This window comes from Aquibium sp. A9E412 (genome assembly GCF_030398335.1).
Classification (GTDB): Bacteria; Pseudomonadota; Alphaproteobacteria; order Rhizobiales; family Rhizobiaceae; genus A9E412.
Map to the genome: position 1 here is coordinate 15,131 of NZ_JAOAOP010000045.1, position 14,879 is coordinate 30,009.

The following is a 14,879-nucleotide window of genomic DNA, read 5'->3' on the forward strand; positions in this document are numbered from 1 at the left end:
CGATGGCCTTCGCCCTGGCTCCGTCGGCCGCAGCCGGCGGCTACCGTCTCGAGGCGCACGACACCATCGGCTCGACCAACGCCACCGCGCTCGAGCGGGCGCGGGCGGGCGATCCGGGCGGGCTGTGGGTCGTCGCGCGGCGCCAGGAGACGGGGCGCGGCCGGCGCGGCCGCGCCTGGGCCACGCCGCACGGCAACCTCGCCGCCACCCAGCTCTATGTCGGCCGCGTCGGCGTGGCGACGGCGGCCACGCTCGGCTTCGTCGCCGGCCTGGCGCTCGGCGAGGCGCTGCGCGCCGTGGTGCCCGAGGCCGGCGTGGCGATCGGCGTCGACGGCGCCGACGGCAGCCGCCGGCGCGACCGCTTCGAGCTCAAATGGCCGAACGACGTGCTTGCCGACAGCGCCAAGCTCGCCGGCATCCTGCTCGAATCGGCGATGCTCGGCGACGGCCGCTGCGCGGTCGCGGTGGGAATCGGCGTCAACGTGGTGGCGCATCCCGAGGACCTGCCGTACCCGGCGACCTCGCTCGCCGCGCTGGGCAGCGCCTGCGACGCCGAGCGGCTGTTCCTCGCGCTGTCCGACGCCTGGGTCGACCTGATGGCGCTGTGGGGCGAGGGACGGGGGCTGCCGGTGATCCGCGAGCGCTGGCTGGCGCAGGCCGCCGGCCTCGGTGCCGAGGTGGCGGTGCGGCTCGACGGGCGCGTCGTCAGCGGCACCTTCGAGACGATCGACGAGGCGTGCCGCTTCGTCATCCGCGAGGCCGACGGCACGCGCCACGCGGTGACGGCGGGCGACGTGCATTTCGGCGCCGTCGCGTCCGCGGCGGCGGTCTGAGGCAGGAGAAGGGGCAAGGCATGGCACGCAACGCGCAACCGGAGCTCGTCTTCTGCCCGCTCGGCGGCGTCGGCGAGATCGGCATGAACCTGGCGCTCTATGGCTACGGGCCGCCCGGTGCGCGCGAGTGGATGGTGGTCGACTGCGGCGTCACCTTCCCCGATGCCGGCCTGCCGGGGGTCGACCTGGTGCTGCCCGACATCCGCTTCCTCGAACAGGAGGTCGAGCGGCTGCGCGGCATCGTCATCACCCATGCGCACGAGGACCACTACGGCGCGCTGCTCGACCTGTGGCCGCGCCTCAAGGCCGACGTGTGGATGACGCCGTTCGCCGCCGGTCTGCTGGAGGCCAAGCGCCAGTCCGAGAGCGGCGCGCCCGACGTGCCGCTGACGATCTACCGCGCCGGCGAGCGCTTCACCGTCGGGCCGTTCGCCATCGAGGCGATCGGCGTGACCCATTCCATCCCCGAGCCGGTGTCGCTCGCCATCACCACGCCGGCCGGCACCGTCATCCACACCGGCGACTGGAAGATCGATCCCGAGCCGATGCTGGGCGGCACCACGGACGAGGCGCGCTTCCGCGCGCTCGGCGATGCCGGCGTGCTGGCGCTGATCTGCGATTCCACCAACGCCATGCGCGACGGCGACTCGCCGTCCGAGCGGGCGGTCGCGCAGGGGCTGCGCGAGGTCATCGAGGCCGCGCCCGGGCGCGTCGCCGTCACCACCTTCTCGTCCAATGTCGGGCGCATCCGCGCCGTGGCGGAGGCCGCGCGCGACGCCGGGCGCCAGGTCGTCGTGCTCGGCCGCTCGCTCAAGCGGGTGATCGACGTCGCCGACGAGCTCGGCTATCTCGACGGCCTGCCGGAGTTCGTCGACGAGGAGGACTACGGCTTCATCCCGCGCGAGAACATGGTCGTGCTGTGCACCGGCAGCCAGGGCGAGCCGCGCGCCGCGCTCGCCAAGCTGGCGCGCGACGAGATGCGCGACGTGGCGCTGTCGCCGGGCGACACGGTCGTCTATTCCTCGCGCGTCATCCCCGGCAACGAGAAGGCCATCCTGGAGACGCGCAACCGGCTGATCGAGCAGGGCATCCGCATCATCGACGACGACGATGCGCTGGTGCACGTGTCGGGCCACCCGCGGCGCGACGAGCTCAGGCGCATGTACGAGTGGACGCGGCCGCGCATCCTGGTGCCGGTGCACGGCGAGGCGGCCCATCTGGTGGCGCATGGCGCGCTCGCCGCGGCCGCCGGCGTGCCGGAGGTCGCCCAGGTGCGCAACGGCGACATGCTGCGGCTGGCGCCCGGCGCGACCGAGATCGTCGACGAGGTGCCGCACGGCCGCATGTTCAAGGACGGCAAGCTGATCGGCGACGACGAGGAGATGGGCATCCGCGGCCGGCGCCGGCTCTCCTTCGCCGGCCATGTGGCGGTCAACGTCGTGCTCGACGACCGGCACGACCTGGCCGGCGATCCCGACCTCGTGGCGATCGGCGTCGCCGAGACCGCGCGCGACGGCACGCCGCTCGAGGACGTGATGCTCGACGCGGCCGTCGGCGCGGTGCGCAGCATCACCCGCGCGCGCCGCCGCGACCCCGACCTGGTGGCCGAGGCGGTGCGCCGCGCCGTGCGCGCGGCCGCCAACGACGCCTGGGGCAAGAAGCCGCTGGTCACCGTGTTCGTGACGCTGTGAGAGGAAGGCAGGCAACATGCTGGGACGACTGAACCACGTGGCGATCGCGGTGCCGGACCTGGCGGCGGCGACGGCGACCTATCGCGACACGCTGGGCGCCCAGGTCTCGCAGCCCCAGGCGCTGCCCGAGCACGGCGTCACCGTCGTCTTCGTCGACCTCGGCAACACCAAGGTCGAGCTGCTCGAGCCGCTCGGCGAGGGCTCGCCGATCGCCGCCTATCTGGAGCGCAATCCGGCCGGCGGCATGCATCATCTGTGCTACGAGGTGGCCGACATCCGGGCCGCGCGCGACCGCCTCGCCGCGGCCGGCGCGCGCGTGCTGGGCGACGGCGAGCCGCGCACCGGCGCACACGGCAAGCCGGTGCTCTTCCTGCATCCCAAGGACTTTGCCGGAACCCTCGTCGAACTCGAGCAGGCCTAGGCCGGGACGCCGCGCGGCCGGAGAAATGCCATGAGCTGGATCTCGATCGTCGCCATTTTCTTCATCATCTGGTGGGTCGTGCTGTTCGCCACGCTGCCCTTCGGCCTGCGCACCCAGGACGAGGACCGGAACGTCACGCTTGGCACCACGCCGAGCGCGCCGCACGGGCCGCACATGCTCAAGGTGGTGGTGCGCACGACGATCGTCTCGATCGTCATCTTCGCCGTCTTCTACGTGCTGACGGCCGTGCTCGGCTACCGCTTCCAGGACATCCCGCTCATCATCCCGAGCGCCGCCTGAGCGGGCCGCCGCGCCGCACGACGCGGCCCGGCTGCACGCGCGGCCGGCAGGGCATGGCTGGATTCCGGGCAAAAAAAAGCAAGGCCTTGGAGCCTTGCAGTTGAACGCGTTCGATCCTTTGCCGTTCAAGCGGCGGCTGCGGGTAACCGCGCCTGGATCGCATCCTCCCAAGACTTTGACCGCGTAGGAGGACAGATTGGCCTCTGCCCTCTTGTTATGGCGACCAATCTAGACCAAGCGGCGCGGCAATGTCACGAAGAATTTTGCCCTGTAAGCGGCATTGATGTTGTGCGCTGCACAGTGAATGTGCAGCGCCGGACAGTCGTCGAGGGCCGAAGAGGACGGCCTGCGGCGGGGCCGCGCGGCGCCTGGCGCTCGGGTTTGCAAGCTGCCACGAAATGGCTATGAAGCGCGTGCAATCCGAGCCTGCCGCGCCGCGATTCCGCCCGCGCGTTCCTCCTTGACGGATCCCTTGCATGCGACTGTCGCACTACTTCCTGCCCATCCTGAAAGAGAACCCCCGCGAGGCCGAGATCGTCTCGCACCGGCTGATGCTGCGCGCCGGCATGATCCGCCAGCAGGGCGCCGGCAGCTTCTCCTGGCTGCCGCTCGGCAAGCGCGTGCTTGACAAGGTCAACCGCATCATCCGCGAGGAGCAGGACCGCGCCGGCGGGCAGGAGATCATCATGCCGACCATCCAGTCGGCCGACCTGTGGATCGAGAGCGGCCGCTACAACGACTACGGCCGCGAGATGCTGCGCATCCGCGACCGGCAGGACCGCGCGATGCTCTACGGCCCGACCAACGAGGAGATGGTCACCGACATCTTCCGCGGCTACGTCAAGTCGTACAAGGATCTGCCGCTCAACCTCTACCACATCCAGTGGAAGTTCCGCGACGAGGTGCGGCCGCGCTTCGGGGTGATGCGCAGCAGGGAGTTCCTGATGAAGGACGCCTACTCCTTCGACCTCGACTACGAGGGCGCCAAGGCGGCCTACAACCGCATGTTCGTCGCCTATCTGCGCACCTTCGCGCGCATGGGCCTGCAGGCGATCCCGATGCGCGCGGAGACCGGCCCGATCGGCGGCAATCTCAGCCACGAGTTCATCATCCTGGCCTCGACCGGCGAGAGCGAGGTGTTCTGCCACCGCCGCTTCCTCGACCTGCCGGTGCCCGGCGCCGACATCGACTTTTCCGACGACGCGGCGATCGCCGGCGTCGTCGACACCTGGACCGAGCCCTACGCGGCGACCGACGACATGCACGACGAGGCGGCGTGGAACGCGCTGGCCGAGGCCGACCGGCTGTCGGCGCGCGGCATCGAGGTCGGCCACATCTTCCACTTCGGCACCAAGTATTCCGAGCCGATGGGCGCTGCCGTGCAGGGCCCCGACGGCAAGGAGCACTTCGTCTCGATGGGCTCCTACGGCATCGGCCCGACGCGGCTGGTGGCCGCCATCATCGAGGCGAGCCACGACGAGGCCGGCATCGTGTGGCCGGCGGCGATCGCGCCCTTCGACGTCGCGCTGGTCAACATGAAGGTGGGCGACGCGGCCTGCGATCGCGTCTGCGCGGACCTTTACGACCGGCTGCGCGCGGCCGGGCTCGACGTTCTCTACGACGACACCGACCAGCGCGCCGGCGGCAAGTTCGCCACCGCCGACCTGATCGGCCTGCCGTTCCAGGTGATCGTCGGCCCGCGCGGCGTGGCGGCCGGCGAGGTGGAGCTCAAGGACCGCGCCACCGGCGCCCGCGAGAGCCTGTCGCCGGAGGCGGCCGTCGCGCGGCTCGGCGCCCGGCCATGACGGCGGCGAGCCAGCCCGCACCGAGCAGCGCGGGGGCGGGGCCGTTCTCGCGCTTCGAGCGGCTGGTCGCCTGGCGCTATCTGCGCTCGCGCCGCAAGGAGACGGTGATCTCCGTCATCTCGCTGATCTCCTTCGTCGGCATCATGCTCGGCGTCGCCACGCTGATCGTCGTGATGGCGGTGATGAACGGCTTCCGCGACGAGCTGCTCACCCGCATCCTCGGCGTCAACGGCCATCTGATCGTGCAGCCGGTCGACATGCCGCTCGGCGACTACGAGAGCGTCGCCGCCCGGCTCGCCGAGGTCGACGGGGTGGAGCTCGCCATTCCGCTGCTCGAGGGCCAGGTGTTCGCCTCCGGCCGCATCGGCGCGGGCACCGGCGCGCTGGTGCGCGGCATCCGGCCGGACGACCTGTCCGCGCTCGACCTCGTCTCCGACAATGTGCGCGACGGCTCGCTGGTCGGCTTCGCCGCCGGGGACGGCGTGGCGATCGGCTCGCGCATGGCGCAGAATCTCGGCCTGGCGCTCGGCGACGCCGTCACGCTGATCGCGCCGGAGGGCGACGTCACGCCGTTCGGCACGACGCCGCGGCGCAAGGCCTATCCGGTGACCGCGATCTTCGAGGTCGGCATGTCGGAATACGACGCGGCAATCATCTTCATGCCGCTGTCGGAGGCGCAGCTCTTCTTCAACTCGGAAGGGCTGGCGCGCACCATCGAGCTGTTCGTCAGCGATCCCGACGCCGTCGACGCGCTGCGCCCGGCGATCGAGGAGGCGGCGCGGCGGCCGATCTTCATCACCGACTGGCGCCAGCGCAACCAGACCTTCTTCTCCGCCCTGCAGGTCGAGCGCAACGTCATGTTCATGATCCTGACGATGATCGTGCTCGTCGCCGCGCTCAACATCATCTCGGGCCTGGTCATGCTGGTGAAGGACAAGGGGCACGACATCGCCATCCTGCGCACCATGGGCGCGACCAGCGGCGCGGTGATGCGCATCTTCCTGATGACCGGCTCGGCGATCGGCGTGGCCGGCACGCTGGCCGGCGTGGTGCTCGGCGTCGTCATCTGCCTCAACGTCGAATCGATCCGCCAGTTCTTCTCCTGGCTGTCGGGCACGACGCTGTTCGACCCCGAGCTCTATTTCCTGTCGCAGCTTCCCGCCAAGATGGACTTTTCCGAAACCCTGTCGGTGATCGTGATGGCGCTGGTGCTGTCGTTCTTCGCCACGCTCCTGCCGGCCTGGCGCGCCTCGAAGCTCGATCCGGTCGAAGCGCTGAGGTACGAGTGATGGGCGGCGCCGTCCTGGAGCTGCGCAGCGTCGAACGGCATTACCTGCAGGGCGACCGCAAGCTCACCATTCTGAGCGGCACCGACTTCACACTGTCGTCGGGCGAGATGGTGGCGCTGGTGGCGCCGTCGGGCGCCGGCAAGTCGACGCTCTTGCAGATCGCCGGCCTGCTCGAGCGGCCCGACGCCGGCGACGTGATCGTCGCCGGCCAGGCCTGCGGCCGGCTGTCCGACGACCGGCGCACCGCCATCCGGCGCAACGAGATCGGCTTCGTCTACCAGTTCCACCACCTGCTGCCGGAGTTCTCCGCGCTCGAGAACGTGATGATGCCGCAGATGATCGCCGGTCTGCCGGTCGAGGAGGCGCGCGCGCGCGCCGCCCAGCTTCTCGGCTACATGAAGATCGGCGATCGCGCCGAGCACCGGCCGCCGGAGCTGTCGGGCGGCGAGCAGCAGCGCGTGGCGATCGCGCGTGCGGTGGCCAACGCGCCGATGGTGCTTCTGGCGGACGAACCGACCGGCAATCTCGATCCGGCCACCGCGTCCTACGTGTTCGACGCGCTCGAGGCGCTGGTGCGCCAGTCGGGCCTCGCCGCGCTGATCGCCACGCACAACCACGAGCTGGCCGGGCGCATGGACCGGCGCGTGACGCTCGACGCCGGCAAGGTGGTTCCGCTGCCCGAATGAGCGGCCGCGGCGGCCGATAGCGTTTTCAGGCGAAGTGGACGCCGGTTCGCCATCCGCAAACGCGTCAAGACAATAGGTCAGGGCCGATCTGCGATGCCACGATAGGCAGAACGGCTGCAGGCGCGCGCCGCCGGGTCCGCGCATGTCCGGATCGCCATGTGCCGAGCGCAGCCGCGCGCGGCACCGCCGCCAGCGCTCGCCTGCGGCCGCGCGGCCTGCGCTGAGCCGGGCCGCCCGCCGGCCGCCGAGGCGCCGAGGCGCCGGCGCGGCCGGACGCGGCGTGCCGGCACGCGTCCCCCGACGCCCCGACGGACATCTTCCCCGACATGGCCCGACGCCGCGTCATGGCGCCGCCCGGCCGCCTTAACGCGCGCTTAACCTTGCGTCAGGTGTCGGCTTGACCAACGAACAAAAATAGAACATAAAAGGTCCATAAAGAGATCAGGAGGATGATATGACCAATTTCGTCCAGGACGTCGCCTCGCTCGTCGCCGTCAGCTCCTTCATCGTCGCCGCCGCGGTTCTGATCGGCGCGGTCTGACCCGTGCGCGCGGCGCGGCGCGGCGCGTCGATATAGGCGCCGGGTGCGCGCCGGCGCGGGAGAGACGGGATCGGTCGGGTGGTGGCGGGCTGCCGCCGGAGGCCGCGGCGGTCCCGGCTCGCGCCGGGGCGAGGGCCGCGCCGTGTTCGCTGCACCGTGCTGCCCGATGATCCGGCCTTGCCGGCCGCCGCGATGACGCGGCCGGGTCGCCGCCGCCATCTCCCCGCTGGCGGGGAGATCGTGCGCCGAAGGCGCGGACGAGGGCAGCGCCGGCATCGGCCGCCGCCGACCACCCGCGTCGGCGGCGCGACGCTACTCGCCGCGCACGACGCCCTCGCGCCGCGGGTCGGCGCCGCCCGTCAGGCCGTCGGCCGTCACGGTGATGCCGTGCAGGCCGGAGTTGAGGTCGCGCAGCAGCACGGGAAAGCCGAGCGCCTGCAGCTCGGGCGCCAGGGCCGCGGCCGGCGTGCCGGCCTCGATCTCGTAGGTGCCGAAACGGTTGCTCAGATGCGGCAGGTCGATCGCCTGCTGCATGTCCATCTCCCAGTCGATCAGCGCGATCAGCGTCTTGGCGACATAGGGAATGATGTTGCTGCCGCCGGGCGAGCCGAGCGCGTGCAGCGGCCGGCCGTCCTCGAGCACGATGGTCGGCGCCATCGACGAGCGCGGCCGCTTGCCGGGCTCCACCCGGTTGGCCACCGCCGCGTCGCCGTCGCGCGGCCGGAAGGCGAAGTCGGTGAGCTGGTTGTTGAGCAGGAAGCCCTCGACCATCAGACGCGCGCCGAAGGCGTTCTCGATCGACGAGGTCATCGAGGCGACGTTGCCGGCCGCGTCGACGATGACGAAATGCGAGGTCGACCGCTGTTCGAACGACAGGCCGTCGAGCCGCAGCTCGGCCTTCTCCCAGGGCGGTTCGCCGGCCGTCACCTGGTCTTCGCCGAGCGCGTCCGGCCGGCGGATCAGCGCCGCCCGGCTTTCCAGGTAGTCGGCGTCGAGCAGGCCCTCGGGCAGCCGCACGAAGTCGCTGTCGGCCATGTAGCGGCCGCGGTCGGCGAAGGCGAGGCGGGTGGCGTCGCCGATGATCCGCCAGGCCTGCGGGTCGTCGGGGCCGAGGCCGGCGAGGTCGAAATGCGAGACCATGCCGAGGATCTGGCCGACCGTCAGCGCGCCGGAGGAGGGCGGCCCCATGCCGCAGACCGACAGGCCGCGATAGGGCGCGCAGACCGCCGGCCGCTCCTTCGCCGCGTAGGCGCGGAAGTCCTCGAGGCTGAGGAGCCCGGGATTGTCGGCGTGCCCGCGCACCGCCGCGACGATCGCCTGGGCGATCGGCCCGTCGTAGAAGGCCTCCGCGCCGCCGTCCGCGATGCGGCGCAGCGTCTCGGCATAGGCCGGGTTCGTCAGCGTCGCGCCGACGGCGAGCGGCGCGCCGGCCGCATCGAGGAAGTAGGCGCGCGTCGCGGCCTGGCCGGCCAGCCGCTCGCGGTCGCCGGCGATCAGCGCGTTGAGCCGCGGCGACACCGCGAAGCCGGTCTCGGCGAGCCCGATCGCCAGCGCGAAGAGCTCGGCCCAGGCGAGCCGGCCGTGCCGGTCGTGCACCATGTCCATCAGCGCCACGACGCCCGGCACGCCGACCGAGCGGCCGCCGACGACGGCGTCGAAGAAGGCGAGCGGTTCGCCGTCGGCGTCGAGGAACAGCGTCCCGTCGGCCGCCGCCGGCGCCGTCTCGCGCCCGTCATAGGTCGTCAGGCTGCCGCTTTCGGCGTCGTACCACACGAGGAAGGCGCCGCCGCCGATGCCCGACGACTGCGGCTCGACCAGGCCGAGCACGGCCTGCACGGCGACCAGCGCGTCGGCCGCCGAGCCGCCGGCCTGCAGGATCGCGAGCCCGGCCTCCGCGGCGTGCGGGTTGGCCGCCGCGACCATCATGCGCGTCGCGCTGACGGCGGCCTTGTCGGTGCTGTCGACCGCCGCCTCGGGCGCCACCGTGTCGGCCGCCTGCTGCGCGGCGAGCGGCGCGACGGTCAGCGCCAGCGCGGCGAGCCCGGCAAGCCCGCGCCGCACCTGCCGCGCCAGTGTCGTGTGCCCGGCCATCTCAGGCCGTCTCCGCAAGCGCCGGTGAAGCCGGCGCGACGGGGCCGAACACGGTCTCGAAGGCGCCCTTCAGCGCCACGTCCATGTCGGCCATGGTGACCGGCAGCCCGAGATCGACCAGGCTGGTGACGCCGTGCCCGCTGATGCCGCACGGCACGATGCCGGAAAAGTGCGACAGGTCCGGCTCGACGTTGATGGCGATGCCGTGAAAGCTGACCCAGCGGCGCAGGCGGATGCCGATCGCCGCGATCTTGTCCTCCGCCGGCCGCCCGTCGGCCAGCGCCGGCCGGTCGGGCCGCACCACCCACACGCCGACGCGGTCGTCGCGCCGCTCGCCGCGCACGTTGAAGCGCGCCAGCGCGTCGATGATCCAGTCCTCCAGCGCCGCGACGAAGGCGCGCACGTCCTCGCGCCGCCGCTTGAGGTCGAGCATCACATAGGCGACCCGCTGGCCGGGGCCGTGATAGGTGTACTCGCCGCCGCGGCCGGCCGCGTAGACGGGAAAGCGGTCGGCCTGCAGCAGGTCCTGCGGCGTCGCGCTGGTGCCGGCGGTGTAGAGCGGCGGGTGCTCGACCAGCCACACCTCCTCGTCCGCCTCGCCGGCGCGGATCGCCGCGGCCAGCCGCTCCATGCGCGCCAGCGCCTGCCGATAGTCGGTCAGCCCCGGCGCCGTGCGCCAGACGACCGGCGGGCCGGGCGTGCGCGGGGTGAAGGGGGTGCGGATCTGGCTGCGCTGGCTCATGGCGGTCCCGTCGTTGCGGCGGTCACTCTACTGCCGATCGTCGGCCGGGGAAACCGGTCCGGCCCGCACCGCAGCGTGCCGAAAACCGGTTTTCGGTTTGCGGGTCGATGCGCTAGCATGCGCCGCCGTCTGCGGAGGAGCCATGCTGCAGGTTCACAAGGTTCCCGTCGATTCCATCCAGGTGCCGGCCGGCCGGCGCGACACGCTGCATCCCGCAACGGTGCGCTGGCTGGCCGAGGACATTCTGAAGAACGGCATGAAGAGCCCGATCGAGGTGCGCCGCGACGAAACCGGCTACGTGCTCGTCGAGGGGCTGCACCGGCTCGAGGCGACGAAGTGGCTCGGCGAGCGCGAGATCGCCGCCCATCTCGTGCCGGACCGGCCGCACTGATGGCGCGGCGCGGTGCAGCGGCCGATGCCGCCGCGGTCGAGGCGCTCGCCGGCCTGCTGCTCGACGCGCTGGAGGCCGGCCGCCAGGTGCCGCCGCTGACGGCCGAGCGCCCGGCGCTCAGCATGGCCGAGGCCTATGCCGTGCAAGGCCGCATCCTCGCCCGCCGCGCCGCCCATGGCGAGACGGTGGTGGGCTGGAAGATCGGCTTCACCAACCGTCTGATCTGGCCGGAATACGGCGTCGACGCGCCGATCTGGGGTCCGGTCTACGACAGCACGCTGGTCGCCGCCGGCAGCCCCGCGGCGCCGGCCGAGCTGCCGCTCGGTCTCATGCCGGAGCCGCGCATCGAGCCGGAGCTGGTGCTGCGCCTGGCGCGCACGCCGGCGCCCGGCATGGACGAGGCGGCGCTGCTGGCCTGCGTCGACGCCGTGGCGCTCGGTTTCGAGGTCGTGCAGTCGGTGTTTCCCGGCTGGCGCTTCGCCGCCGCCGACACCGCCGCCGCCTTCGCCCTGCACGGCCGGCTCGCGCCGGGCCACCTGCTGCCGCTCGCCGAGGGCCCGGCCGGCGCCTGGCGCGACCGGCTGACACGCTTCACGGTCGGCCTGGCGCGCGACGGCGAGACCGTCGCCGAGGGTCGCGCGGAAAACGTGCTGGGCGGGCCGCTCGCCGCGCTCGCCCATCTCGTCGCCGGGTTCGATCCCGCGCCCTTCGCGCGCGGCCTGGAGGCGGGCGATCTGATCAGCACCGGCACGCTGACGCCCGCCTTTCCCGTGGCGCCGGGCGAGACCTGGACGGTGCGCGCAGACGGCCTGCCGCTGGCGCCGATCGGCGTGCGGCTCGCGTGACGGCGGACCGGCGCGCCGCCGGTCGCGCCGCCGGCTGCCGCGCCGGTCGCCGCGTCGCCGGAATTCGCCGCATGAGCCTTGTCTTGCCGGGGGCGATTTGCTACATGCGCCCCGGTCCGGCGAGCCGGATCTTCGCCGACGTGCGGTCGTGGCGGAATTGGTAGACGCGCAGCGTTGAGGTCGCTGTGGGGCAACCCGTGGAAGTTCGAGTCTTCTCGACCGCACCATTTTCTCAGACAATCACCGCAAGCGCGTGAATCGCCCGGATTTTTTCGGGCGGCGGCCCGTCCGGTCCTCAGGCCGCGTCCCACCGCGGCGAGAAGGCGTAGTCGCACAGCCGGTCGGCCGCGCGCGACAGCCCGCCGATCGCCGCCATCTCCGCCTGCGACAGCGCGAAATCGGACACGGCGAGGTTTTCGGCCAGTCGCTCCGCCCTGGTGGTGCGCGGAATCGCCACCACGCCGTCCTGCTGCACGTGCCAGCGCAGCACGATCTGCGCCGGGCTGCGGCCGTGCCGCGCGGCAGCCTCGCGCACCGCCGGCTCGTCGAACAGCGGCCCGCCGCGGTGCAGCGGGCAGTAGGCGATCATCGCCATGCCGGCCGCGCGGCAGGCCGAATGGACCGCCGTCTGGTCGAGATAGGGGTGATACTCCACCTGGTTGGCGACCAGCGGCGCCGGCGACAGGCGGAGCGCCTCGGCAAGCAGCGCGGTCGGGAAGTTCGACACGCCGATGTGCCGGGCGAGCCCCGCCTCGCGCACGGCGTTGAGCGCGCCGATCGTCTCTTCGAGCGGCACGGCCGGGTTGGGCCAGTGCACGAGCAGCAGGTCGACCGCCTCCAGGCCGAGCCGCGCCAGGCTCGCCTCGGCCGATTCGCGCAGCGCCCGCGCCGCCAGGTCCGTCCACCACACCTTGGTGGTGACGAACAGCGATTCGCGCGCCACGCCGGCCGCGCGCAGGCCTTCGCCCACCGCGGTCTCGTTGTCGTACATCGCGGCGGTGTCGACGTGGCGGTAGCCGGCCTCGATGGCGCGCGCCACCAGCGTGCTGCACTGCGCTCCGGTCAGCGTCCAGGTGCCCATGCCGATGGCCGGGATCGACGCGCCGTTCGCCTCGACGTGATGCATCGCTTCTCCTCTCGTGACGCGGCGCGCCGGCTGCGGCCGAATCGCGCGGCCGGCTTGCGTCGCGCCGCGTTTTCCGGGACACACACCTAATGCAGCGCGCGCTCGTCGACAAACCCTCCCGCTTCGAGGCCATCGATCTCGCCCGCGGCCTCGCGCTGGTGGCGATGGCCGTCTACCATCTCGGCTGGGACTTCGAGTTCTTCGGCTACATGGACCCCGGCACCACGGTGACCGGCGGCTGGCGCCTGTTCGCCCGCTCGATCGCCTCGTCCTTCCTGTTCCTGGTCGGCGTCAGCCTGGTCCTGGCGCATGGCCGGGGCATCCGCTGGCGCGCCTTCGCCCGGCGGCTGGCGGTGGTCGCGGCGGCGGCCGGCGCGATCACGCTCGCCACCTGGCTCGTCATGCCGGGCGGCTTCATCTTCTTCGGCATCCTGCACCACATCGCCGTGGCGAGCCTCGTCGGCCTCGCCTTCCTGCGCCTGCCGGTGGCGCTGGTGCTCGCGGCGGCCGTCGTCGTCGCCGTGCTGCCCAATGTCTGGCGCGCCGCGATCTTCGATCAGCCCTGGCTGTGGTGGGTCGGCCTGTCGGTCCACCCGCCGACGGCCAACGACTACGTGCCGCTGTTTCCCTGGTTCGCCGCCGTCCTGGCGGGCATCGCGGCGACCCGGCTGGCGCTGCGCGCGCGGCTGATGGAGCGGCTCGGCGCCTGGCGCTTCTCGGCCTGGGCGGTGCCGTTCCGCTTCTTCGGCCGCCACAGCCTGACCTTCTACCTGCTGCACCAGCCGGTGCTGATCGCCGGCGTGTGGCTGTTCGCGCAGGTCTGGCCGGCCGCGGAGCGGCCGCCGGAGACCGCCTTCATGCTGTCGTGCCAGGCGCAGTGCGAACGCACGCGCGAGGCCGCCTTCTGCACCGCCTACTGTGCCTGCGTGCTCGACGTCGTCGACGCGGAGGGCCGGCTGGAGACGCTCTTGTCGGGCGGCGGCGGCGCCGCCTCCAGCCGGCGCATCAGGGAGATCGCCAACCAGTGCACCGCCGAGGTCGAGTTCGGCGGCAACCGCGACGGAGGACGCGATGAGTGAGCGCAAGGACCGGCCGAGCGGCTTTCCCTGGCCGCCGGTGCTCTATCTGTCGGCCATCGCGCTGAGCGTGCTGCTCGGCTACACCGTGCCGCTGCCGTGGTTCGTGCCGCCGATGTCGGACCTGCTGTTCGCCATCGGCTGGCTGATGATCGCCGCGGTGGTGGCGATCGACCTGTCGGCGATGCGCACGCTGCGCCGGGCGAAGACGACGATCTGGCCGACGCGCGGCAGCGATCATCTGGTGACCGGCGGCCCCTACGCGTTCACCCGCAACCCGATCTATCTGGCCAACACCATGCTGATGTTCGGGCTCGGGCTCGTCAGCGGCTTCGTCTGGTTCTTCGTGCTCGGGCTGGCCGCCGCTTTCGCCACCCAGAAGCTCGCCATCGAGCCGGAGGAGAAGCACCTCGAGCTGCGCTTCGGCCGCAAGTACCGCGACTACCGCAAGAAGGTGCGGCGCTGGCTGTGATCCGCGCCGGCCGGCGCGCGAGACGGCGCGCGGGCGAGGCGGGGGAGAGGCAAGACGGCCGGACCCGGCGCGGCCGCCGCGCGCCGCTCAGGTGTTGACGCCGAGCTCAGCCAGCCGCTCCACGCAGGATTCCTCGGCCTGGTCGAGCTCGTCGATCGTCTCTTCCAGGTCGCGCCGCTTCTGGCGCAGCTCCTCGCGCTTCTCCTCGATGCGCTGGATCATCAGCTTGAGCTGGCCGACCTCGCCGGGCGGCGTCTTGTACATCTGGATGATCTCGCGGATTTCCGCGATCGAGAAGCCGAGCCGCCGGCCGCGCAGGATCTGGCGCACCAGATGGCGGTCCGACGGCCGGAAGAGCCGCGTGCGGCCGCGCCGCATGGGGTGCACCAGGCCTTCGTCCTCGTAGAAGCGCAGGGTCCGCGTCGAGATGTCGAACTCGCGGGTCAGCTCCGTGATCGAATAGAATTCCCGCATGAAAGGGCACAAACCTTCCCGATTCCGTCGCGGAAGCTTCGCACGGCGTTTACGTAAAAGTCAATTGCGCGCGCCGCGCGGCGGGCGGGGCGGAGC

The 14,879-nt window shown here is 72.1% G+C and carries 15 protein-coding genes and 1 tRNA gene; 12 read left to right on the forward strand and 4 right to left on the reverse strand.

The features are described 5' to 3' along the window. Positions 1–2: 2 nt before the first annotated feature. From N1F89_RS14870 to N1F89_RS14900, 7 genes are all read left to right on the forward strand, one after another. Positions 3–833 carry a biotin--[acetyl-CoA-carboxylase] ligase gene (locus N1F89_RS14870; protein ID WP_290084983.1) on the forward strand — a complete coding sequence of 277 codons (831 nt, stop codon included), beginning with the start codon at positions 3–5 and terminating at the stop codon, positions 831–833. A gap of 20 nt (positions 834–853) precedes the next feature. Next, a complete protein-coding gene (locus N1F89_RS14875; RefSeq protein ID WP_290084985.1) occupies positions 854–2,524 on the forward strand; it encodes a ribonuclease J in 1,671 nt (556 codons plus the stop codon). 16 nt (positions 2,525–2,540) lie between these two features. Next, positions 2,541–2,945 (forward strand): methylmalonyl-CoA epimerase, encoded by a 405-nt coding sequence (gene mce, locus N1F89_RS14880; RefSeq protein ID WP_290084986.1) that lies wholly within the window; start codon positions 2,541–2,543, stop codon positions 2,943–2,945. 30 nt (positions 2,946–2,975) lie between these two features. Next, on the forward strand, positions 2,976–3,245 hold the full coding sequence (locus N1F89_RS14885) for a DUF1467 family protein (protein WP_290084987.1): 270 nt from the start codon (positions 2,976–2,978) through the stop codon (positions 3,243–3,245). 476 nt (positions 3,246–3,721) lie between these two features. Further along, positions 3,722–5,050, forward strand: coding sequence for a proline--tRNA ligase (gene proS / locus N1F89_RS14890; RefSeq protein WP_290084988.1), 1,329 nt, complete (start codon positions 3,722–3,724; stop codon positions 5,048–5,050). After that, entirely contained in the window at positions 5,047–6,339 is a 1,293-nt protein-coding gene (locus N1F89_RS14895; protein WP_290084989.1) for a lipoprotein-releasing ABC transporter permease subunit, read from the forward strand. The genes proS and N1F89_RS14895 overlap by 4 nt, the downstream gene beginning before the upstream one ends. Then, positions 6,339–7,025, forward strand: coding sequence for an ABC transporter ATP-binding protein (locus N1F89_RS14900; RefSeq protein WP_290084990.1), 687 nt, complete (start codon positions 6,339–6,341; stop codon positions 7,023–7,025). Before N1F89_RS14895 ends, N1F89_RS14900 begins: the two co-directional genes overlap by 1 nt. 853 nt (positions 7,026–7,878) lie before the next feature. Here N1F89_RS14900 and ggt read toward each other — a convergent pair. Beyond that, complete coding sequence (gene ggt / locus N1F89_RS14905) at positions 7,879–9,657, reverse strand: gamma-glutamyltransferase (RefSeq protein WP_290084991.1); 1,779 nt, start codon at positions 9,655–9,657, stop codon at positions 7,879–7,881. Position 9,658: 1 nt separating this feature from the next. Next, entirely contained in the window at positions 9,659–10,399 is a 741-nt protein-coding gene (gene lipB / locus N1F89_RS14910; protein WP_290084992.1) for a lipoyl(octanoyl) transferase LipB, read from the reverse strand. Positions 10,400–10,541: 142 nt separating this feature from the next. Here lipB and N1F89_RS14915 point away from each other — a divergent pair, with 142 nt between their 5' ends. The 3 genes from N1F89_RS14915 (at position 10,542) to N1F89_RS14925 (ending at position 11,862) form a co-directional block, all read left to right on the forward strand. Then, complete coding sequence (locus N1F89_RS14915; RefSeq protein ID WP_290084993.1) at positions 10,542–10,790, forward strand: ParB N-terminal domain-containing protein; 249 nt, start codon at positions 10,542–10,544, stop codon at positions 10,788–10,790. Continuing rightward, a complete protein-coding gene (locus N1F89_RS14920; RefSeq protein ID WP_290084994.1) occupies positions 10,790–11,635 on the forward strand; it encodes a fumarylacetoacetate hydrolase family protein in 846 nt (281 codons plus the stop codon). The genes N1F89_RS14915 and N1F89_RS14920 overlap by 1 nt, the downstream gene beginning before the upstream one ends. Positions 11,636–11,777: 142 nt before the next feature. Then, a tRNA-Leu gene (locus N1F89_RS14925) sits at positions 11,778–11,862 on the forward strand. Between the two features lie 68 nt (positions 11,863–11,930). On the opposite strand, the gene N1F89_RS14930 is transcribed toward N1F89_RS14925, so the two are convergent. Then, a complete protein-coding gene (locus N1F89_RS14930; protein WP_290084995.1) occupies positions 11,931–12,761 on the reverse strand; it encodes an aldo/keto reductase in 831 nt (276 codons plus the stop codon). 89 nt (positions 12,762–12,850) lie between these two features. Here N1F89_RS14930 and N1F89_RS14935 point away from each other — a divergent pair, with 89 nt between their 5' ends. Together N1F89_RS14935 and N1F89_RS14940 are read left to right on the forward strand one after the other, a co-directional pair. Next, positions 12,851–13,840 carry a DUF1624 domain-containing protein gene (locus N1F89_RS14935; protein WP_290084996.1) on the forward strand — a complete coding sequence of 330 codons (990 nt, stop codon included), beginning with the start codon at positions 12,851–12,853 and terminating at the stop codon, positions 13,838–13,840. After that, positions 13,833–14,309, forward strand: coding sequence for an isoprenylcysteine carboxylmethyltransferase family protein (locus N1F89_RS14940; RefSeq protein WP_290084997.1), 477 nt, complete (start codon positions 13,833–13,835; stop codon positions 14,307–14,309). Before N1F89_RS14935 ends, N1F89_RS14940 begins: the two co-directional genes overlap by 8 nt. A gap of 87 nt (positions 14,310–14,396) precedes the next feature. On the opposite strand, the gene N1F89_RS14945 is transcribed toward N1F89_RS14940, so the two are convergent. Continuing rightward, complete coding sequence (locus tag N1F89_RS14945; RefSeq protein ID WP_290084998.1) at positions 14,397–14,783, reverse strand: MerR family DNA-binding transcriptional regulator; 387 nt, start codon at positions 14,781–14,783, stop codon at positions 14,397–14,399. Between the last annotated feature and the right edge of the window lie 96 nt (positions 14,784–14,879).

What these genes read in the sequence shown, in the direction of transcription:
- N1F89_RS14870 (WP_290084983.1), top strand. Translation starts at nt 3, where the DNA reads ATGGCCTTCGCCCTGGCTCCGTCGGCCGCAGCCGGCGGCTACCGTCTC.
- N1F89_RS14875 (WP_290084985.1), top strand. Translation starts at nt 854, where the DNA reads ATGGCACGCAACGCGCAACCGGAGCTCGTCTTCTGCCCGCTCGGCGGC.
- mce (WP_290084986.1), top strand. Translation starts at nt 2,541, where the DNA reads ATGCTGGGACGACTGAACCACGTGGCGATCGCGGTGCCGGACCTGGCG.
- N1F89_RS14885 (WP_290084987.1), top strand. Translation starts at nt 2,976, where the DNA reads ATGAGCTGGATCTCGATCGTCGCCATTTTCTTCATCATCTGGTGGGTC.
- proS (WP_290084988.1), top strand. Translation starts at nt 3,722, where the DNA reads ATGCGACTGTCGCACTACTTCCTGCCCATCCTGAAAGAGAACCCCCGC.
- N1F89_RS14895 (WP_290084989.1), top strand. Translation starts at nt 5,047, where the DNA reads ATGACGGCGGCGAGCCAGCCCGCACCGAGCAGCGCGGGGGCGGGGCCG.
- N1F89_RS14900 (WP_290084990.1), top strand. Translation starts at nt 6,339, where the DNA reads ATGGGCGGCGCCGTCCTGGAGCTGCGCAGCGTCGAACGGCATTACCTG.
- ggt (WP_290084991.1), bottom strand. Translation starts at nt 9,657, where the DNA reads ATGGCCGGGCACACGACACTGGCGCGGCAGGTGCGGCGCGGGCTTGCC.
- lipB (WP_290084992.1), bottom strand. Translation starts at nt 10,399, where the DNA reads ATGAGCCAGCGCAGCCAGATCCGCACCCCCTTCACCCCGCGCACGCCC.
- N1F89_RS14915 (WP_290084993.1), top strand. Translation starts at nt 10,542, where the DNA reads ATGCTGCAGGTTCACAAGGTTCCCGTCGATTCCATCCAGGTGCCGGCC.
- N1F89_RS14920 (WP_290084994.1), top strand. Translation starts at nt 10,790, where the DNA reads ATGGCGCGGCGCGGTGCAGCGGCCGATGCCGCCGCGGTCGAGGCGCTC.
- N1F89_RS14930 (WP_290084995.1), bottom strand. Translation starts at nt 12,761, where the DNA reads ATGCATCACGTCGAGGCGAACGGCGCGTCGATCCCGGCCATCGGCATG.
- N1F89_RS14935 (WP_290084996.1), top strand. Translation starts at nt 12,851, where the DNA reads ATGCAGCGCGCGCTCGTCGACAAACCCTCCCGCTTCGAGGCCATCGAT.
- N1F89_RS14940 (WP_290084997.1), top strand. Translation starts at nt 13,833, where the DNA reads ATGAGTGAGCGCAAGGACCGGCCGAGCGGCTTTCCCTGGCCGCCGGTG.
- N1F89_RS14945 (WP_290084998.1), bottom strand. Translation starts at nt 14,783, where the DNA reads ATGCGGGAATTCTATTCGATCACGGAGCTGACCCGCGAGTTCGACATC.